This is a genomic window from Novipirellula artificiosorum (assembly GCF_007860135.1).
In the GTDB taxonomy this organism is placed as follows: domain Bacteria; phylum Planctomycetota; class Planctomycetia; order Pirellulales; family Pirellulaceae; genus Novipirellula_A; species Novipirellula_A artificiosorum.
The window spans coordinates 317,637-338,768 of record NZ_SJPV01000005.1 but is presented as its reverse complement, the minus strand read 5'-3'; the positions used below and the strand labels follow the sequence as shown (position 1 = coordinate 338,768).

Annotated in this window: 11 protein-coding genes; 6 read left to right on the top strand and 5 right to left on the bottom strand. The window is 55.4% G+C overall.

Annotation, left to right across the window (positions count from 1 at the left end; translation table 11 throughout):
• Window positions 1-146 precede the first annotated feature (146 nt).
• Window positions 147-5,414, top strand: coding sequence for a DNA repair ATPase (locus Poly41_RS16015; RefSeq protein WP_146527590.1), 5,268 nt, complete (start codon window positions 147-149; stop codon window positions 5,412-5,414).
• Between the two features lie 348 nt (window positions 5,415-5,762).
• The gene (locus Poly41_RS16010; RefSeq protein WP_146527588.1) at window positions 5,763-6,884 is read left to right on the top strand and encodes a 6-phosphofructokinase; all 1,122 of its coding nucleotides are present in this window, start codon (window positions 5,763-5,765) and stop codon (window positions 6,882-6,884) included.
• A 50-nt stretch (window positions 6,885-6,934) separates the two neighbouring features.
• Here the strand turns inward: Poly41_RS16010 and Poly41_RS16005 are convergent, their stop codons facing one another.
• The 3 genes from Poly41_RS16005 to Poly41_RS15995 are packed head-to-tail and all read right to left on the bottom strand — an operon-like array spanning window position 6,935 to window position 9,885.
• Window positions 6,935-7,429, bottom strand: coding sequence for a glycine cleavage system protein H (locus Poly41_RS16005; RefSeq protein ID WP_146527586.1), 495 nt, complete (start codon window positions 7,427-7,429; stop codon window positions 6,935-6,937).
• On the bottom strand, window positions 7,426-8,742 hold the full coding sequence (locus Poly41_RS16000; RefSeq protein ID WP_146527584.1) for a coproporphyrinogen-III oxidase family protein: 1,317 nt from the start codon (window positions 8,740-8,742) through the stop codon (window positions 7,426-7,428). Before Poly41_RS16000 ends, Poly41_RS16005 begins: the two co-directional genes overlap by 4 nt.
• 30 nt (window positions 8,743-8,772) lie before the next feature.
• Entirely contained in the window at window positions 8,773-9,885 is a 1,113-nt protein-coding gene (locus Poly41_RS15995) for an outer membrane protein assembly factor BamB family protein (RefSeq protein WP_390621439.1), read from the bottom strand.
• Window positions 9,886-10,304: 419 nt separating this feature from the next.
• On the opposite strand from Poly41_RS15995, the gene aroE reads away from it, so the two are divergent.
• Together aroE and Poly41_RS15985 are read left to right on the top strand one after the other, a co-directional pair.
• On the top strand, window positions 10,305-11,795 hold the full coding sequence (aroE, locus tag Poly41_RS15990; RefSeq protein ID WP_146527580.1) for a shikimate dehydrogenase: 1,491 nt from the start codon (window positions 10,305-10,307) through the stop codon (window positions 11,793-11,795).
• Between the two features lie 142 nt (window positions 11,796-11,937).
• Complete coding sequence (locus tag Poly41_RS15985; RefSeq protein WP_231615695.1) at window positions 11,938-12,408, top strand: GNAT family N-acetyltransferase; 471 nt, start codon at window positions 11,938-11,940, stop codon at window positions 12,406-12,408.
• Here the strand turns inward: Poly41_RS15985 and Poly41_RS15980 are convergent.
• Window positions 12,305-13,573 carry an A24 family peptidase gene (locus Poly41_RS15980; protein ID WP_197231379.1) on the bottom strand — a complete coding sequence of 423 codons (1,269 nt, stop codon included), beginning with the start codon at window positions 13,571-13,573 and terminating at the stop codon, window positions 12,305-12,307. The two genes, Poly41_RS15985 and Poly41_RS15980, sit on opposite strands and share 104 nt — an antisense overlap.
• Window positions 13,574-13,715: 142 nt before the next feature.
• Here Poly41_RS15980 and Poly41_RS15975 point away from each other — a divergent pair, with 142 nt between their 5' ends.
• Window positions 13,716-17,372 carry a mechanosensitive ion channel domain-containing protein gene (locus Poly41_RS15975; protein WP_197231378.1) on the top strand — a complete coding sequence of 1,219 codons (3,657 nt, stop codon included), beginning with the start codon at window positions 13,716-13,718 and terminating at the stop codon, window positions 17,370-17,372.
• 31 nt (window positions 17,373-17,403) lie between these two features.
• Window positions 17,404-18,918 (top strand): cryptochrome/DNA photolyase family protein, encoded by a 1,515-nt coding sequence (locus Poly41_RS15970; RefSeq protein ID WP_231615694.1) that lies wholly within the window; start codon window positions 17,404-17,406, stop codon window positions 18,916-18,918.
• Here the strand turns inward: Poly41_RS15970 and Poly41_RS15965 are convergent.
• Window positions 18,896-20,317, bottom strand: a complete 1,422-nt coding sequence (locus tag Poly41_RS15965; protein ID WP_146527574.1) for a sulfatase-like hydrolase/transferase — start codon at window positions 20,315-20,317, stop codon at window positions 18,896-18,898. The genes Poly41_RS15970 and Poly41_RS15965 overlap by 23 nt on opposite strands.
• Window positions 20,318-21,132: the final 815 nt, after the last annotated feature.

The following is a 21,132-nucleotide window of genomic DNA, read 5'->3' as shown; positions in this document are numbered from 1 at the left end:
TGGGCTGAGCAAGGTAAATTGCTGAACCTTCGAGCCGCTCGACAACCGAGTGACTTCGGTCCGACGCCGCTCAGTCCGAGATTGATTCGGAAAATTACGGTACATCGCCCGCGAAGTGGCGCTGTCCAGCTGGGGAGTCAAGCAGCATGACGGATTCCCAACTCGCTGCGGGGACGTACGAGGTCCTTCGTAATCGACTTCGCGATGCGTCAACCGATTTGCGTGGCCGCCTTGCCAAATTGAATGAGCAACGGGCTGCCGTTTTTGGCAATATTGAAACCCGTTTGATCACGACCGAACGAGTGACAACCGATCACAACTGTGTTCCTCGTGATTTGATCTCGATCGGCGACAAGTTTGTCTTTGGATACAACGTCCAATTTGGTCTGAAAACCGAGATTGAGCTGCGTGATGTGTTTTCGGTTTACCGCTTTTCCGAAAACCAATTCCATCAACAGCCGCTCGATTTAATTGGTGACGCGCGCTTTGAGTCGGACTTCAATGAACTGTATCGTTTCTACAAGGGGACGACTTTCGCTCGCTTCTTTCGCGCCGGGCCCATGTTGCACATGGTTTTTCGCGTGGGCAAGACCTGGCGGGACATCAAAAGTTTCAAGTGGCGCGTGACGCCGGATACGATCGAATACTTGGACAATCGTAGCGAGCATGAAGTCAAACTACCCGCACAGCATGCCTTCAACTGGGTGCGTACGACTCGCGATCAACATCATTATGGAACCCATCCTCATATTTCGATTGAAGACCGAGTCTTTATCGAAACGGTGGGTGGTGATTTGACGGTCAAGGTCGAGAATAATACGGACAGCGGCGAAGGAATCTATGCAGAACCGGTCGATCATTTCGATCAAAAACTTGATGACGCAGAGATTCACTACGCAATTCTAGGTAACTTGGTCTTGATGAAGGTTCGTCCCTACCAAGAGACGACGACACGGTACCTAGTCTACAACGGCAAAATCCAACAAGCGATTCGGCTCGATGAGATTGAACACGCTTGTGTGATGTTGCCAGGCGATCAAGGGTTGATCTTTCCCGGTGGCTATTACTTGCAGACGGGCGAATGCAAACGGTTTGATCACGGATTGACCGATATGCAATACCAGCGAACGATCGCTTCCCCGAACGGCGAGGATTACCTCTACCTTTTCTACAATCCCGAATCGGGGACCTACGTTCAGCTTCGTTACAACCTGATTCGCCAGAATGTCGATACACCGCTGGTTTGTCATGGGCAGACGTTTTTTGAAGCTGGCGAAATGGTTTGTTTCAAGACTCATGAGGATCCGCAGAAGCATCATCCGATTCAGCTTTGGCAGACTCCTTTTACGGGCACGGATTTCGTACCCGAGAACCAGACGGATTCCTTTCTGTTCAAGATTGGCAACAAAGAGATCGTTCGCGGCATGGCCGAGTGTAGCGAGCTCTTGCAGTTGATCGACAAGGACGACAGCTACGACGGTCTGTACATCGATTTGGTCAAAAAGTCGTCGGATGTCTTGGATAGCTATTTTTGGATCGACAAAGTCGAAACGGAGCGACTCTCCGAACCGCTTGCAAAAATCCGGGATGCAGCATCCGCCGCGGTTGATGAGTTTGAAAAGGTCGTGCGAGTCCGTCGCGAAACGGACGTGGCGACCAAGACGGTTCAACGCGATGTCGCTTCGTTGATCAAAGAAATCGAGCGAGGCCGATTCGAATCCATCGGTGACTACGTGGATGCATTGGCGAAGCTGCGTCAACATCGCGGCCATGCTTTGGCGTTAAAGGATTTACGGTACGTGGACTTGGAGCTCATTGATTCCCTCGAAAAGGAAACCGCCGAACGAGCGGAACGGGTAAGTCGCCGCTGTGTCGATTTTCTATTGACGCCGGGTGCATTGGATCCCTACGCAAACGAAGTCGACGCGGCGGGTGAAGAAGTCGGCACGGTTCAAACGGTCGCCGAAGCCAAGGAACTCACGGAGAGGATCGATACGAGTGCATCCCAGTTAGAGTTGTTGACCGAGACGGTGAGCAACCTTCGCATTGACGATGCCACCAAGCGAACGGAGATCATCGATGCAATTGGCAACGTGTTTGCGTCACTCAACCGCGTGCGGAGTTCGCTGAAGGCGCGGGTCCTCGAACTGGTGAGTGTCGAAGGGCAAGCCGAGTTTGCGTCGCAATTGAAACTGCTGCAACAGACCACCTCGGGTTACCTCGATGTGAGCGATACGCCGGTCAAGTGTGATGAGTATTTGACCAAGGTGATGGTGCAGCTTGAGGAGTTGGAGGGCCGTTTCGCGGAATTTGACGAGTTCGTGGTGCAATTGGCTGAGCGCCGTGAAGAGGTTTACGCGGCCTTTGAGACTCGCAAGGTTCAATTGATCGAGAAACAGAATCGCCGAGCGGAATCGCTGGCATCTGCGGCGGATCGGATCTTGAAGGGGATTGATTCTCGCGTCCGAGCGATGGAGTCAAGCGACGAGATGGCCGCCTATTTTGCCGGCGACCTGATGGTCGAAAAGGTTCGAGACATTATCCGTCAACTCGAAGACCTCGATGATGCGGTTCGGGTTGGCGATTTGGAGAGTCGACTCAAAACGATTCGTGAAGATGCCTCAAGGCAATTGAAGGATCGACAGGACCTGTACGAAGAAGGTGGCGATGTCATTCGACTGGGTCGCCATCGGTTCGCGGTGAATACCCAGCCTCTTGATCTGACGACGGTTCTACGATCTGGCGAGGTCTGTTTGCATCTGACCGGGACGCAGTTTTTTGAGCCACTTCGCGATGAGCATCTTACCTCGGCAAGGGATTTGTGGGACCAAGAGCTCGTGAGCGAGAACAAGCACGTCTATCGTGGTGAATACTTGGCGGTTGACCTGTTCGAACAGCAAACGCATTCGGGTCGCAAGCCCAACCTCGATGAAATGGATGTCGGCTGGATGCAGGCTCAACTCTCGGGGCGTTTTAGCGAGGGATATGCGAAAGGTGTCCATGATGTCGATGCATCGAAGATCCTTGCCGCGCTGCTGGAACTCCATGCTTCGATTGGATTGTTAAAGCACTCGCCATCCACACGTGCAGCATCCTTGTTGTGGTTCACGAAGTTGCTCGATGCGAAACAACGGAAAGCGATGACCGATTGGATCGGAGGATTCGCTAAGTTGGCTCAGGCGTATCCCAAAGCCAAACCGGCCGTCGAATTTCGTGAACGACTGATGGAGCTGGCCGATGCCGATCGACTGCAATGGCAAACGGTATTTTCCAGTCGTGTCACGCCGCAGCGGATGGCGGAGTATTTGTTTGATCAATTTGTCGAATCGCCGCGTCGACCCGTGGCGAGCCAGCGAGCCGCAGAGCTGTACCACCACTTCACCGAAACCCTGCCTACGTCGGATCGGGAAAAGCTCCTTGATGCCTCCATGAAAGCGAATGAGTCCTCGCCGCTCGCCGCATTCATCTTGGCACGCAACTGGGCGGATGCCTTCTTGAGTTCGCACGCCACGGGGGATGAGCTTGATCCTGCGGTTGCTTACTTGGATGAGTTGGCGTGGCTCGTTCTGACCGAGGGAACGAAGATGATGAAGGTGGCGGATGCACGTGTTGCTAGGAAACTCGAGCCGATGGCGGGTAGTCATCCTCGCATCGAGCGTGGGACGCTTGCTTTGAACTATCACGAACTGTTGGGGCGAGTTCGGCATTATCGACTCGATGTGGTGCCACGCTTCCGAAACCTCCACGAGACGAAGAACCGGCTCGTTGACGAAGCTCGTACTGAAATGCGACTCGAAGAATTCAAGCCTCGCGTCTTAACGAGTTTCGTCCGTAACCAATTGCTCGATGAAGTCTACTTGCCCCTGATTGGCGATAACCTCGCCAAGCAGATGGGCGTGGCGGGCGCCGACAAACGGACGGATCGGATGGGCTTGTTGCTGTTGATTTCGCCGCCCGGTTATGGAAAAACGACGCTGATGGAATACGTGGCCAATCGTTTGGGCGTGGTGTTCATGAAGATCAACGGGCCTGCGATCGGCCACGGCGTCACCTCGCTCGATCCCGCTGAAGCTCCCAATGCGGCCGCTCGTGAGGAGATGGAACGCTTGAATTTAGCGTTGGAGATGGGGGACAATGTGATGTTGTACCTTGACGATATTCAGCACACGAATCCGGAACTGTTACAAAAATTCATTTCGTTGTGCGATGCGACACGAAAGATCGAAGGCGTCCGCAATGGGAAGACGCGAACCTACGATTTGCGTGGCCGACGAGTTGCCGTTGTGATGGCGGGCAATCCGTATACCGAGTCGGGCGACCGGTTCCAGATTCCTGACATGCTCTCGAACCGAGCCGATGTTTACAACCTTGGCGAAATCATTGGCGATTCAGCCGACGCCTTTGAGATGAGCTATCTTGAGAATTGTCTCACCAGCAACCCCACCTTGGCGCCGCTGTCGACCGTCGTCCCCGAGGATTCGCGAGCCATCATCCGGGCAGCCGAGCGTGATTCGCTCGAGGGAATCGAACTGCAGAGCAATCTGTCGATGGACCAGGTGCGAGAAATGTATGAGGTCGTGCGAAAGTTGCTTCGGGTTCGTGACGTCGTCTTGAAAGTCAACCGGTCTTACATTCGAAGTGCGGCGCAAGCAGACGCCTATCGCACCGAACCACCCTTCAAATTGCAGGGAAGCTACCGAAACATGAATCGCATCGCCGAGCGGGTTGCGGGGGTGATGAATGAGCAGGAACTGCAAACCTTGATCGTCAGCAATTACGAACAAGACGCGCAGACGTTGACGACCGACAACGAAGCGAACGTGCTGAAGTTCAAAGAGTTATTGGGCATGTTGTCCGCAGAAGAAAAGGAACGCTGGGATTCGATCAAGTATGCGTACGTCGAAAGTGTTCGTATGTCTGGGATGGACAGCGAAGATCAAGTGGGCCAGGTGATGCGGCAACTGGCATCGATGCGTGATGGTCTTGAATCCATTCGCCAGGTGATTTCGCGAGCGATTTCGATGGGTCGTGATGGGGCCGAAGAACGAATGGACTCGAGGCTCGATTTGCTGCGGCAAAGCCTCACGACCTCGGCAGCGGAGGTTTCACAGACGCTTGCGGCGACCAGTAAACAGTTGGAACGGATCAGCGAGCAGCAAGCGCTATCGCCGCCGGATCAAAAAGTGCTTGTCCAGCATAAAGTGCCGCGAGTTCTCGCGGATTTGGTCAAAGGCCAATTCCATTTGATGCAGGAATGGCTGAGGCCGATCTTAAGCGAGTCGATCGACAACGGGCGAGATTTGGAGCGTTTGAAACATCAGCTCGAGCGGATGTTGAAGAACTATGACGAGGTCCAGGCGTCGCTTGAGCCAGGTGGTGGGTCCCAGCACAGCGAGCCAGAATCAGAAGGCTAACCCGGATTATTCGTAACCCAACGCATAAGCTTGTCAGCTCGACACAGGTCGTTCTCTATCCCGGCAGGGATTTCAAGCCATTAGCCGTAGGTCACGCTCGCACTGCACGGAGTGATATCAAAGCCGGATTTCGGACTCATTCAGCAGTCTCCTTCGGGGTCGGAGGCCGGTTTGCACGTCCAACCCCGGATGCGCTATCCGCGATCCAGGGCTAATGGCTGATAGGCCTGCGGCATGAAAGAGACCACAAATCCGTCAGTCATTTGTTTGACGTCCCTGGGCGTCGTTTCATCTGGTAGAATCCCGCCAAATCTCGATTTTGCGGTTCCATGAAAACAGGACGACACAATGAAATCCATCGGAATACTGACGAGCGGCGGCGATTGCCCCGGACTGAATGCGGCCATTCGTGGCGTTGGCAAGGCTGCGATCGAAGAATTCGAGATGTCCGTAATCGGCTTTCGTGACGGTTTTCGCGGCTTGACGCAAGACCGTATCTTGCGAGTCGGTGGCGAACAATTAGCGGGGATTTTGACCGACGGAGGCACCATCCTTGGCACCAGTCGCGACAAACCGCACAAAATGCCGATTGGGGATCGCACCGAGGACATGACCGCGGCGGCGGTCGACACCTACAAGAAACATGCTCTCGATGCATTGGTTTGCATCGGAGGTGGTGGGACTCAAAAGAACGCGATGCGAATGGCCGAAGCAGGGCTCAACGTCATCACGCTACCGAAAACAATCGACAATGATATTTTTGGAACCGATACCTCCTTCGGTTTTGACACGGCGCTGCAGATCGCGACCGAAGCGATTGACCGCTTGCATTCCACCGCAACGAGCCATCACCGGATCATTGTGGTGGAAACCATGGGGCATCGGGCGGGTTGGTTAGCGCTCGGAGCGGGAATTGCTGGTGGTGCGGATGCGATTTTGATTCCCGAAATTCCCTATTCCGTCGAAGCGGTGGCAGCTGCCATTCGTGAACGAGCTCGTCGAGGCCGGCGGTTCAGCATTGTTGCCGTCGCGGAAGGTGCAATGACCGACAAGGAAGCGAAAACGATCGAGAAATTGGCTTTGCAAAAAAAGGATGCGGATTCGAAAAAAGAACGCAAGGAAGCATCGGCTCAGCTTGCCGAGTTCCACGAAAACCACGTTGGCAATACGCTGAAGCTGACGAAGCAGCTTGAAGAGTTGACCGGCATCGAATCGCGATTGACAATCCTCGGCCATTTGCAGCGTGGTGGTACTCCTTCGGCCGCGGACCGCATCTTGGCGACTCGGTTAGGGACGGCCTGTGCGGAGCTACTCCACAATGGAACGTTCGGAGTGATGGTCGCAGCCCGAGGGGATGGCAGCGAAGCCGTTTCCCTTTCCGAAATTGCTGGCCAAAAGAAACTCGTTACGGAGGATCACCCCTGGGTTCGAACCGCAGAGTTAACCGGAGTTTGTTTGGGCAGGTCTTGATTGCCCGGACCGTTGGCCCGCTGCCGACGCAAACCGCTGTGGGATCGGCATCACAAGTTTGCCTGTCCCTTAATGGTTCGTTGTGCCACCTGCCAAGCGTCGGTCAAATGCTGCTGATAAGCGGTCGGGTTGAGCAGAGAATCGGTCGACGTGGACTCGATTTCAATCAGCCAGCCTTGCCCGTATGGCTCGGCATTGATGAGCGATGGATCCATCAAAACGTCGTCATTGATCGCGGCAAGCTCGCCGGCGATCGGCGAATACAGGCCGCTCTCGGCCTTCTTGCTCTCGATCGATCCGATCGACATGTGGGGTTTGACAGCTGCCGGAGGTTCAATCACCCAGTCCAGGAAGTAGACATCCTGAAGCAGTCGTACGGCATAGGCCGTCAACCCGAATCGCCAACGGCCGGCGTCCCGCTGCATCGCCCACATGTGGTTGGTCGCGTAATGACAATCGAGGGGAAAGACCGCCAAGTGCTCTCCCATTGCAAACGAGAAGGTTTCGCAATCCTGGTCCCCCAAGTTGGCGCCGTTGGCACTCACGTGTAGCGAACCCCTTGATGTTCCGGTTCGAAGAATGCGGGTAGCATGCCGTCGGCGCGAAGGAGTCCATCACGGGTCAATTGAATCGTATCGCCATCGATCAAGACGAGGCCCTCATCAACGTAGCCGTTCCATTGGCTGCGCCAATGATCGAGAATGTTGACGCCGAACTTGTTTTGAAAATAGTCGATTGCGAGATGCCCGCGTTTGAGCAGCAAGATCATCTCCCGTACCAGTTGTTGATGCTGCGTTGGCACGAACCCGCGTCCTAGGGGCAATTCCCCCGATTCAATGGTCGACAAATAAGCTTCGAGTTCAGCGACGTTTTGATAATGCACGCCGTTAGCGTGACCGAAGCTGGCGATCCCGGTTGCCAAGAGATCGGCTCCCTGCCAAAGATTATCGCGGTACGAAAAATTGACTTTGTTGGGATCCTTGACCACCGTGTAGGCGCTGCTGACGCTGTAACCGGCACGGATCATTTCGCTGAACGCGTAATCGACCCAAGCCCGTTTGGTGTCCCAATCGGCCACGGGGCTTTCGACTTGGTTCCCCAGCATGTCTTTGCTGTAGACGGTGTTGAATGGCAACTCCATTTGGTAGATCGTGACACTTTCGGGCGACAATTCGAGCGTGCGGCGCACGTTCTCTTTCCAATTGTCCCACGTTTCGCCAACCATCCCCGAGATCAAGTCGATGTTCACGTTTGGGAAATCCGCGGCTGCGATCCATTCCCAGGCGGCAAACACTTGTTTGCTTAAGTGAGCTCGCCCGTTTTCTTCGAGCAATTGATCGGAGAAGTTTTCGATGCCTAAGCTGATCCGCGTGACGCCGAGTTCATGACGGAGCGTCTTGACCTTGGTTTCGCTGAGTGTTCCAGGCTCACACTCGAACGTCACTTCCTCCGCTCCGTCCCAGGTGATGTGTTCTCGCAACCGATCGGCCAATTTGGTCAATTGCTTTGGCGACAAGAAACTGGGGGTCCCTCCTCCAAAGTAGACAAATCGAAAGGGGCGTTCTCCCATCACCGCAAGGCGGCTGACCATCGAAATTTCGCTGCACAACGCATCGACATAGCGTTGCACTTCTGCCGAATTCACATCCGTGAACACTTTGAAATAGCAAAACTTGCATCGTTTGCGGCAAAACGGAATGTGCAGATAAAGCCCAAGGGGCGTGTTCTCTTTGGGAGCACTTTGAAGTGCTTCACGCACAGCGGGCAACTCGTCGCGAGTCCATTGGCTGTAGGGTGGGTAATTCGAAATGAAGTAGCTGCCGACGTTCGTCTTTTTATCGCTTGCGGCCGATGACATAGAAATCGTTGGGGATTGAAAGGAGGGGGATTAGGGACCGAAACAGCGGACCACACCATTATCGTCGGCGATGAACAATTCGCCACCCGCGATCGCGGGCGGCGCGATGAAGGCACCACGGATCTCGTAGCTCCATCGCTCCTTTCCGGTTTCAAGCGACAACCGAATCAGCCGGCCATCGGTCGAAGCGATCCAAACATCGTCTGCGGAAAGAACGGGCGAGGCATCGGCTCGTCGCTTCAAAGTGTAACGCCATTTGCGTTGCCCGGTCTTCACCGAGATCGCGTCCACCTGCTTATTCTGGCTGGCGACGACCAAGGTCTCGCCACCGATCGCGGCGCTGCCACGGTACTCTTGGGGGCGATCTTCGTCCACGTATCGCCACAATTCGGTTCCCAATTTCCAATTCAATGCCAGCACGGCGCCGTCCATGATGGGTAGGAAGGCCATTTCGCCCGCCACGGCGGGTGTGCTGCCGGTCGGCCCTCCGAGTGAGACGGGATCGCCCGCTGATTGGCCCGACCTCAGATCGACCACGTGCAATTGACCATCACAACCTCCGAGGAAGGTTCGATTACCAGCAATCGTCGGGCTGCAGCGGACCTGGTCGTCGGTCTGGTAGGTCCACTGCGGCGACCCATCGGCGGCTCGGAAACAATACAGGTTGCCATCTTGGCTGGTCACCAGCACATTTTCCTCGAAAAATGCCGCTGAGCCACTAATCTCACCCTCGGTCGTTTGCTGCCAAAGCACCTTTCCGGACTCCGAATCGATGGCGTACACGTTGCCATCGACGTCTCCGATCACCAATCGGGACCCCGCGACGGCGGGAGCGGCCAGAAAACCGGTCTCAAAATCGTGGCTCCACGCTTGCTGGCCCGTTTTGCGGTCGATTGCGTAGAGCTTGCCCATCACATCCGCGACAAAAACAAGCTTGCCCACCACAATGGGGGTCGCTTCAATGGCCTCATCCGCTTGGAACTCCCATTTGACAGCCAAATTGGATGCGACGTTTTGGGGTGTTGCCCCCGTCGATTGGGGATCGAACCGTGGCAACGCCCAATCCGCTTGAGGCGAGGGCGTTTCGGATTCCTCCGCAGCGACGGCGGTCGACGGCACGAGGGTGTGGTCAAACAACAACACACTTAGAAGCAGGGAGCACCCCCAAGACGCGTTGAAAGCGAGGCATTTTATTGCAAATTTTGACCCTGGCCGCTGGCAAAATGCAGCCGGCTTTACGGGGTCACGGTTCAAAGCAAAACGATTCAAAGTCGATCCTCAATCGGTGATGGGACGAATTCTTGCTTCCTTGCGCCGCTGGGTCATAGTTATTGCGCGGTGAGCGTCTAGGATAGGCTAGTCAGCGGCACGGTTTCCGGCGATTATAGGCATCTCCGTGGCCCGGCCTTCGCAGGACCACGGTTTGCAGCGCCATTGTACGTGAATCGTCAAAGGGATGGCACCGATGCGGGTGCAGAGCCTTTGGAATCTCACCGCACCTGCTCTTAATTGCACAACTTGAATTTGTTGAACCATTTTTCTTCGGATATTGTTTCTTTTCCATGATCTGTGTTAGCCTTGGCCGCGCTCGTCATACCCGGATGATCGCCGAACATAAATACCTTGTCGAACAGGGGGCCGAACTCGTCGAGTTGAGGCTCGATTTTATCGGCCGCGCGGTCAATTTGAAGCGATTGATCGAGAATCGTCCCGGGCCCGTCGTGGTCACTTGTCGACGCCGCGAAGACGGCGGCCGATGGATGAAGAGCGAACAGGAACGGATGATGCTGCTGCGCAGCGCGATCGCCGCCGGTGTCGAATACGTCGATATCGAAGCCGATGTGGCCTCTCAAATCCCACGCTATGGCAACACCAAACGGGTCATCAGTTACCACAAATTTTCGGACACGCCCGACGAAATCGAACAGATTGCGGATGCGATGGCCGAAGAGGACGCCGACATTGTCAAGCTTGCGACGATGGCGACAACGTTCTCGGACAACCTCCGTATGCTGAACATGGTCAAAAACGCTCGTCGCCCGACGATCGGCATTTGTATGGGCGAGATCGGGATGGTGACGCGAATTCTAGGCGAACGGGTTGGATCGCCGTTCACCTACGCGACCTACTCCGTCGACAAGAAATTGGCGCCTGGCCAGTTGAACTGGAAAGAGATGATGGAGCTGTATCGCTACAAGGAAATCAACCAAGACACCGAGTTGTTTGGTGTGATCGCAGACCCCGTTGCGAACAGCCACGCCCATTTGGTGCAGAACACCGCGTTCTACGAACAAGGCTTGAATGCCCGTTACTTGCCATTTCGTGTGCCGCGAGATGATTTACACAAATTCATGCAGGCCGCTCGCGAGCTTGGCATCAGCGGAGTCAGCGTTGACACGCCCCACATGGAAAACGTTGTGGACTACTGCACCCAAGCGGAATCGAGTGCGAGCGGGATCGGGGCCGTCAACACGCTGATCTTCCAGGGCAAGGACAATCTCGGTTACAACACCGACTACCGAGCTGCAATGGACTGTATTTCGGAGACGTTCAATTTGAAGAAGGGTATCGAAAAGCCCATGCAGGGGGTCGCGGTGATGATTCTCGGTGCCGGTGGGGTTGCGCGAGCCGTGGCTTGGGGACTTCGCCAACGCGGTGCGGATGTGACCATTGCGTCACGCACGATGGAAAAATCACAACTACTCGCATCGGAGATTGGCTGCCGCTGTGTTGAATGGGCTGAACGGCATGACCCCAAGGTGAACCTTTTGGTTAACGCAACGCCGATGGGCATGCACCCCGACGTGGATCGATCCCCGTTTGATGCCGCCCAGCTCAACCAATTCATGGTGGTGTTCGATGCCGTTTATAATCCGGAGAGCACCTTGCTGATCAAATACGCGCGGAAGCAGGGATGTCGCATCATCACCGGTGTCGATATGTTTGTCCGCCGATTGGCCTATCAATACAAATTATTTACCGGTCGCGACGCACCTACCCGCTTGATGCGAAAGACCATCAAAGAAGCGACCAGTCCCGTGCGATTGAACTAGCCCAGTGCGATTGAATTGGCCCAGTGCGATTGAATTGGCCCAGTGCGATTGAATTGGCCCAGTGCGATTGAATTGGCCCAGTGCGATTGAATTGGCCCAGTGCGATTGAACTAGCGCTGACTGCAAAACAGGAAACCCGATAGTGACAGAGGATTCTTTCACGCCGTCGCATCCGCTGCCAGACGGGCTCACCATTCGCCAAGCGTTGCCCAGTGATGCCGATGCGATCCATGCATTGCTACGTCCCTACGTGGCCGAACGGTCGTTGTTGTCGCGAACCGAAGCAGAGGTGATTGAATTGACGCGGCACGGTTTTATGGCCGTCAGGCAAGAAGCGGACAAGGAACGCTGTCTTGGCTTCGCCGCCGTCGAAATCTACAGCGCGAAACTTGCCGAATTGGTCTCGTTGGCTGTGCATCACGATCACCGCAACGTCGGCGTTGGCAAAGCGTTGGTGGAACACTGCGTCCAGCGTGCCCGCGACCTCGGGGTCATGGAGGTGATGGCAATCAGTTCTTCGGAATTGTTTTTTCAGAGCTGTGGTTTTGGCTATTCCCTTCCGGATCAGAAGAAGGCGTTCTTTTGTCAACTTCGCCCTCGCCATCCGGATTGAAGACAGCACCGCCTCGTTCGTTGGCAACTGGCTCTCGCAGCCAGACAGGGCTCACGAGCACGATAGCACCGGCAACCAAGATGACCCCTGGCGAGCTATCACAACTCGGCCAGAACCAGAGGCCGTCGAGCTGTCGCCAAAACGCGAGATGCAGCGACAACGCGATCGGTATCGCGACCGCAAAACGGCCCAGCATGTCGGTGGGTAGCGTCAAGATCGGACGAAGCAGAATGGAAAGAACCGAGGCAACGATCAAGACGCCCGCGACCGCTTGCCAGCCGACGATGATCGCGGGTACCGAAAGAATGGCAATCAAATCAAAAAGCCGAGCGGTCGATTGGCCGAGCGGGTCAAGTTTCAGATCAGCGTCACGGCAAAGTCCTTTTCCAAGGGCTCGTGCGTAAAACGTCGCGGCAGCAAATGCCGTCAAGATCCGCATCAGCGCATCGACGCGTAAACCGTCGCCACGCCAGAATTCCGGCACCCGCGTTTGCCAGGGCACGATCATCACGGCGGGGTAGGCAAGCATGCCGATCGTGAGAACCGCCAGCGACGTGATCGCCAACTTGCGCGGTAGCTGTTGTCGGTCCATTCGAATCAAGCCCATCGCCCAGGAAAACGAAATTGCGAGGGTGTGATAGAACAGGACCGCCAACGTGGTGGTGCTCACCAAGGGTGTCCAGAGAGGGCCACCATGCCCATGGCTGGACTGGAAGGGAAGACCCAGTCGATAAATCTCAGCAAGACCCACCAACGTCAGCGAGATGCCGACGGCTGCTTCCACAATCGGGTAACGCGGTGAGATTGGCAACCGGCACGTTCGACATCGACCACGTAGGGCCAGCCAGCCAAAAACGGGGAAATTATCGCGAGCTTTCAGTTGATGCTTGCATCGCGGACAGTACGAGCGGCCATTGACGCTCTCGCCACGGGGCATCCGCCAAGCTACCACGTTCAAGAAACTGCCAATCGATGATCCGACCCAAAACAACCATAAGAAGATCGTGACATCGACCAGCCGCGTCATGTACAAATCGGCAGGAGTGACCATCGGCCAGTGTTTTGCTTGCAACCAAGCGAGCCCAAAGATGTAGGCCAGGCATAGCAACGAAATCGTCGCCAACAGCAGCAATGCCCATGGGATCGGTCGTCGCCTACGCGTCACGTTGTTTCTTCTCCGAATCGTTGGTTGGTCGAGCGAATCCACTCACTCACTTCACGGCATGGCTGGTTGGGTGTATACAGCGGTGCAAGTCCGATTGTCGTACAGTCGCCTGTTCGGGGACAGCCCCAACAAGTGATGAGTCATGGAGTTCATTTTGCATTGTTTTCGCTCGATTCGAATCGGCTGGCCGTCGATTCGTCACCGCCTTTGCTTTCGGGAGCTGTCGCGGTCCGCTTTTTTTGTTCTCACTTTGTGGGTGGGGGTAGCGGGTGTTGCCCAAACCGATTCGCCACTTCAGCTTAGCGGACCGAGCCAAACAGAAACCGTCAACCAGCCGAGCGGCAGAGCGGAGTCTCCGGCCCCCGAATCGGTGTCGCCGGTCTCTTCCGCAGCGCCAGCGGCGGAGTCCACGCCAGCGGCAGCGGAGTCCACGCCAGCGGCAGCGGAGTCCACGCCAGCGGTAGCGGAGTTCGTCGTGCCGACGGTCCTCCCGCGTCTCACCAAAGCGGACTTGGAAACGCGGATTCAACAGGTCACCGCATCGGTCGATCTCGACGATGCTTCCAAAACGCAAATCACCGACCAGCTGAAAAAGGCACTCACACGGTTGGAGGAAGCGAAGCAGTCGACGCAGCGGATCGAGCAACTCGAGCGCCAAGCGACGATGGCGCCGGAGGAGATCAACGCTGCGCAGGCCGACTTGGCGAAACTGTCCGCGAAATCCGCCGAAGAAGCAACCGAACACTCGAAGCTTCCGCTCGACGAACTTCGCAATCATCATCGTCAAGCGATTGCGGACTTGGCGACGCTGGATCAACAACTCAAAACGCTCACCGAAGAGGTCGACCGCTGGACCAAGCGAATCGCGGACCTGCCAACCCTGACGGCCGCTGCAAGGTCGTCGCTTGCCGAAGCGGAAAAGCAGTTAGCAGAAATTCCCGCGGCCGAGACAGAAGACGCGCTTGCCAATGCGCGAAAATCGCTCGTACAAGCCAGAGTCTCGCAGTTGCAGCAGGAACTCAAACTGTACGACACGGAAAGCCGGGTTGCCGAGGATGCACAGCGGTTGTTATCGATTCAGCGGGACGCGACCGGACGCAAGCAATTGCTGAAGCAAAAGCAGGTGGAAGGATTGCAAGCGGCGCTAGCGAAAGCCGAAAAGGCGGCTGCGGAACAACAGGCCGACCTCGCTCGGCTTGCTGCTGCAGTGATGGACGAGCCGATCAAAGGGGAAGCCGAGTTGAACTCGCTGCTTGCCGAGCAAAAGACCCAAATGCTTGACAGTCTTGAGCAAGATCGCATCAAAATTATCGAACGACGCGAAGACTATCTTGCCAAGGAGGCGTTGTATGCCGAAACGCGAAAACAGGCCGAGGCGGCACAGTTTTCCGAGCAAATCGGATTGGTACTTCGCACTCAGAAGCATGAACTACCAAGCACCAGCAAGTATCATCAAAACTCGATCGATCGCCGTGAAACGGTAAGCGATCTGACGGTTGATATTTTGAAGTGGGAGAAAGAGCGTCGAAACCTGCTTGATCTCGATGCGGCCGTCGACGCGGCACTAAAAAAAGCACCGCTTCAAGTCACTGAAAAGAATCGAGAGAACGTTGAGTCTCAGCTTCGCGAGATCCTTAACGATCGATTAAACCTTTATCGCGAGTTGACGGAGATTGCTCGGAAACGCCTCAACCGGCTGATGAACCTTGAGTCCGAAGAAGTGAACCTGGCCGAATTGATCGACAAGCAAGCCGCATTTGTTTCCGAGCATGTGTTATGGGTCCCTAGCACCACGCCGATGTCGCTAAGTCTTGCCGGCGAAGCGGTTGAATTGTTGCTGGAACTCGCTAATCCCACGACGCTTCGCCGGGCAACGGACACGCTGCGCAAGGACGTTGTTGAGAAGCCCGTGGCTTCGATCGCGGTTTGGCTTTTGCTCGGATGGTTGGTGGTTTCTCGCGGACGAATCAAACGGGAACTGAGCCGTCTGGGTAACGAAGCGTCACGCCCCAATGCGACCCAATTTGCTCCGACTGCCAACGCGGTGATGATGACGGCACTGATCGCGTCCCCCGCGGCACTGCTGTTTCTTTGGATCGGATGGCGGTTGACAAAAGGATCGCCCATCGGTGCCAATCCCTATTACTTTGGCCAAGCGTTCTTCATCGGTGGCGTGTGTCTCTATGGCGTCGACTTCGTTCGTCATGTCTTTCGCAGCGACGGGCTGGCAGAAGACCATTTCGATTGGGATTTGGCAGCCAACCATGTGTTGCGCCGTGGTTTGGTATGGAGCGCTCGGGTCATTGTCCCCTGTTCGGTGCTGGTCGTGTATACCGAATTGTTGGCGGACGAGCTGACAATTGCTTCGCTCGGTCGTTTAGCATTCGCCATTGCCATGGTCACCGCCGCAGGGGTGTTGTGGACATGGGTCGGTCCCAAAAGCGCCATTATGGTTCGGATCGGATCGACTTCGCAGTCCTGGTTGGCTCGTTTGGGCGTGTCGCTGGTCCCATTGCTGTCGTTGGTTCCGCTTGTCCTGCTGATGGGTTCGCTGGCAGGTTACCACTACGCCGCTGTGCAGTTGTCATGGCGTTTTGCGGTCTCGACGGCAATTGTTGCTTTGCTGATCTTTGGTCGCGCCTTGTTGTTTCGTTGGCTATTGATCACTTACCGCCGTGTCGCGATCGCGCGAGCCAAAGAACGACGAGCGGCATTGGCACACGCTCGCGAATCGACGGCCGAAATGCCGTCGGATGCCGCAGAAATGATCGAAAGCGCAGGGCACGTTCAGTTGTCCGACTTGAATCGCCAAGCACAGAGTTTTTTGCGGTTCATCCCGATCGTACTCGGTGCCTTCGGTTTGTATCTGACATGGAGCGAGTTTGTTCCCGCGTTGGGAGTGATCAACCGCTTCGAGCTTTGGGAGAATGTTCTTCAGTCCTCTCAGTCCGATTCCGGTCCCGTCTACGTCACCCTTGGTGATTTGATTCTTGCGATCGTTTCGGCTGTTTTAACGGTCGTCGCGACACGCAATATTCCGGGTTTGCTCGACATCACGCTACTGCAGCGTTTGCCGCTCGATGCGGGTGCCCGGTATGCCGCGAGCGCCTTGACGCGGTATCTGATGATCGTCGTTGGCTCGATCGCGACGTTTCACTACTTGGGTGTGAGTTGGGGAAGCGTTCAATGGTTGGTCGCGGCTATGAGTGTTGGTTTGGGCTTCGGGCTACAAGAGATCTTTGCCAACTTCGTCTCGGGAATCATTTTGCTTTTTGAACGTCCCGCGCGAGTCGGTGACACGGTGACCATTGGGGAAGTGACCGGTACGGTAACGAGGATCCGGACGCGAGCGACAACGATTTTGGATTGGGACAACAAAGAACTGATCGTTCCCAATCGAGAATTTGTGACCGGGAACTTGGTCAACTGGACGCTCAGCAATCCGAGTTTGCGGTTGACCACGACCGTCGGCGTCGCTTACGGCAGCAATACTCGCTTGACAACTCGACTACTCTATGAAGTCGCCGCAGCCAACCCGTTGGTCCTCGACGACCCCGAACCCGTCGTGGTGTTCTCGAGTTTTGCGGAAAGCACGCTCGATTTTGAGCTGCGGGTGTTTACGAATGGTTTGACGAATTTTCGTCGTTTGCGCCATGAACTGCATCTGGCGATCGATGATCTTTTTCGTGAGCATGGCATTGAGATCGCCTTTCCTCAGCGAGATCTTCATGTGCGCTCGATGGATGGTTTGGATATCGCCAAATTACGACACGAAGAAGCTGTAGAATCGCGTCTGTGATTCACTCTCCCTTACGAAAGCCTTGCTACCCATGACGATCCCCGCTCGTCGACACTCCTATGCGAATGACGCGCCGGTCAGGGCAGACGGCGACTACGTGCTTTATTGGATGATCGCCAACCGGCGGACCCATTACAACTTTGCCCTACAACATGCGGTCGATCAAGCGAAGCAGTTCGGGAAACCGCTTGTCATCTTTGAGCCGTTGCGTGTGCGATATCCATGGGCAAGCGACCGAATGCATCGGTTTGTGATCGAAGGGATGAGAGACAACCGAGAGGCTCTTGCGGGCAAGGAGGTGGTTTACTACCCCTACGTCGAGCCCACGCCCGGAGTCGCATCCCCGCTTCTTTATACGCTTGCCAAGCGATCCTGCACGGTCGTGACGGATGAGTATCCCTGTTTTTTTCTGCCCGACCTGATCCGCGCGGTCAAGCGTCGCATCCCCGCTCGGTTGGAGTTGGTCGACAGCAACGGTGTGATGCCGCTGCGAAGCCCCGATCGCACGTTCACGGTCGCTCATAGTTACCGCCGTTGGATGCAAAAGAACATTCTTGACGTGCTATTGGAGATGCCGAAGAAGGACCCGCTTGCACGGGTTAAGCTGCCCAAGTCGATTGGCCTGCCAAACTCGATTCTGAAGCGCTGGCCTGCCGCAGACCTCGATTCGTTGCTCCGTAGCGGGGGACTTGACTCCATTCCGATGGATCACGATGTCAAACCCAGCGAAACGATTGTGGGTGGTGCACGCGATGCGGGAAGACGTTTGGCGAGTTTCCTCAAGAACGATCTAAGACGCTATAACGAGGACCGTAATCACCCGAACGAATCCGCGACGACGGGGCTCAGCCCGCATTTGCACTTTGGGCATATCTCAGCGCACGAGATGGTCCAGCGCGTCTTAGACCACGAAGACTGGACGCCGGACATGGCGTCGCCGGCGAATGGAAAGAACCACGGTTTCTGGAACACGACCGAGCCGGCTGAGGCGTTCTTGGATCAAGTGTTGACGTGGCGTGAGATGGGGTTCAATCGGACGTTTCGCGAAAACGACCGCTATGACCAATTTGATTCGCTCCCCGATTGGGCGCTGGCAACGCTTCGGAAGCACGCAGCGGATCCACGTCCAGAGCAATACGATCTTGAGCAACTCGAGCATGCCAACACAGCCGATCCGATTTGGAACGCCGCGCAACGGGAAATCGTTCGCACCGGAGTGATGCACAATTACATGCGGATGCTATGGGGTAAGAAGATCTTGCAATGGACGCGGAGTCCCGAACAAGCCTTGTCCGTGATGATAGAGCTGAACAACAAATACGGACTCGATGGACGCGACCCCAATTCCTACAACGGCATCTTTTGGGTGCTCGGTCGGTTCGACCGAGCATGGGGACCGGAACGGCCCATCTTTGGCAGTGTCCGGTACATGACCAGCGACAGCGCCAAGCGGAAACTAAGAATGGATCAATACTTACTGCGTTTCGGTCCCATGCAACAAGACCATCCCATTGAGCCGCCGACTATTCGACGGCGAGATGGCTGAGATCCAAATCGTCATTCATCGATTTCTGCAGCTTTTGTAATGCGGCAAACAATCGATGGACGGTTGTTTTCATCGCTGGCTTGCCCGCAAGATCCGTGATCTCATCCGGGTCTTGCTGTAGGTCGTACAATCGGACCACATTGGCATTGGGATAGGCGATCAGTTTGTACTGGTCCGTGCGGATGCTGCGCTGTTTGTCGAGATAGCATCCATAGATGGGTTGGCGAGGTCTTTCCTCGCCCGCAAGCGTGGGTAGCAACGATTGAAATTCGACATGCGCTGGCTTTTCCACTCCCGCTAATTCCAACGTCGTCGGCATCACATCTTGCAAATAGATGGGTTGATGGATTTGTTCCCCCGCTTTCACGCCTGGGCCGACGACGATAAAGGGAACACGCACCGAGTGATCGTACATGTTTTGTTTTCCCATCAACCCATGTTGGCCGCATGCCAGTCCGTGATCCGCGGTAAAGAAGATCCAAGTATTCTCTGCTTTTCCGGTTTGCTCGATCGCTTCAAGAATTCGGCCAATCATCGCATCGGTGTGCGTGATCAAGGCGTAGTACTCGCCGCGATGGACTTGAACCGAATGTGGCGTACGTGGAAACGGTGCTAGCTTCTCATCGCGAAGGGTTGGCCCGCAACCGATTTCTTTGGCAAAGGGGTACAGCGGTTGGAAATTGGGCGGCATCAAAATGGAATCCGCGGGGTAACGGTCAACGTAGCTTTGCGGTGATTGACGTGGATCGTGCGGCGCGTTGAAGGCAAGGTACATGAAAAACGGCTCGTCGCGGGAAGCCGCTTCGCTTAGGAAGTCATCGGCATGGTTGGCAACGATTTCGCTCCAGTGCGTTCCGCCTTCCCAAAAACCTCCGAACTTTGGATCCGAAGGGGACCAAGGATCACTGCCGTCGGCGGCCGGTCGGTCGTAGGCTTGTGGGACCGTCGAGGGCATCCCCGGTCGAACGTCTCGAGCGACGTCAAAGGCTTTTTTCGCATCGGCTTTGCAATGCCATTTTCCGGTCATGTAGGTGCGATAGCCGGCTGATTTCATCATCTCGCTCCACCACCGTCCTTCGCGGCGTTCCTGTTCCGAGTTGTTGTAAACCGCATTGGCATTCCAAACATAGCGACCGGTGTTCAGCATGGTGCGACTTGCCACGCAAACGGCACCGCTCCAAGATCCCATGTTGAAGCTGTGCGTGAACGTGGTGCCTCGTCTCGCGAGTTGATCCAGATTGGGCGTCTGGATTTCGGTATTCCCCAGGGATGCGAGGGTGTCAAAGCATTGGTCGTCGGCAAAGACGAACACAATGTTCGGCTTTTCAGCGGCTTGGAGTGAGTCGCTGAGCGTGACGCAGAGAAGCGTCGTTAAGAGGAGGAGGCAACGGGATCGCATGGAAGGGGCTCGTTTTGAGTGGAGGATCTGGAAAGGGGTGGATGTGAAGGACAAATTGGCTTGCAGGACGGTAGCCATCACCGAGGCCGCGTGAAAGACTCAAGTCAAACCGCTTGACCTGACCGCTTGACTTGACCCGCCGCCCTCGCGTGGATGGTATGGGTACGCATCTTACATGCATCGGATACCACGCCGCAAGTTTGCGACCACCCAAGCGGCAGAAATCACGGCACGCAGGTTCATGTCAAAACTCCAGGGGTTAGTGGCTTTCGCTCGATTACGACCGGCGTCACCGAGCACGGCCCGTGTGGTTTCCCCTGAAAATAGCCTATGTCGTGCTTCGTGTGCACAAGCAAGCGTAAAGCGATTTGATGGTCGGTCCATCATCGATTAAATGACTGTGAAGAATGTCCGACAAAAGCTCACTCGCGTGCATCGGACGGTTCGCCACCTGCTGCTGGCATCGTGCGGCTAAACCAACACCAGCAATCGATCCAATCAGCCCACCAACAAACAGACCGATGAATGCGAATCCAACGGCGATCATCTATGTCGCAACGACGGTACCGAGGGTCTTTCCGTCGGCGGATTCGCGACATTGCTTGTGGCTTCGTAGGGATTTTGATGTGATTCTTTGGGCATGCACAAATCATTCGGGGAACGGTTCGCGTCATCCGGCACGCGCGAAAGATTCTCAATTACAACACCGGCCACTCGCATGCTCGGGTGCATGCGATGGGTACTCGCTTTCAGTCGTCTCCCGTCGCTCTCGACAAGTCGATTGCAGCGTCAATCCTTTGCACAATAGCGTCTAT

Coding starts and splice junctions, on each gene's coding strand:
- Poly41_RS16015 (WP_146527590.1), top strand. CDS start 147: ATGACGGATTCCCAACTCGCTGCGGGGACGTACGAGGTCCTTCGTAAT.
- Poly41_RS16010 (WP_146527588.1), top strand. CDS start 5,763: ATGAAATCCATCGGAATACTGACGAGCGGCGGCGATTGCCCCGGACTG.
- Poly41_RS16000 (WP_146527584.1), bottom strand. CDS start 8,742: ATGTCATCGGCCGCAAGCGATAAAAAGACGAACGTCGGCAGCTACTTC.
- aroE (WP_146527580.1), top strand. CDS start 10,305: ATGATCTGTGTTAGCCTTGGCCGCGCTCGTCATACCCGGATGATCGCC.
- Poly41_RS15975 (WP_197231378.1), top strand. CDS start 13,716: ATGGAGTTCATTTTGCATTGTTTTCGCTCGATTCGAATCGGCTGGCCG.
- Poly41_RS15970 (WP_231615694.1), top strand. CDS start 17,404: ATGACGATCCCCGCTCGTCGACACTCCTATGCGAATGACGCGCCGGTC.
- Poly41_RS15965 (WP_146527574.1), bottom strand. CDS start 20,317: ATGCGATCCCGTTGCCTCCTCCTCTTAACGACGCTTCTCTGCGTCACG.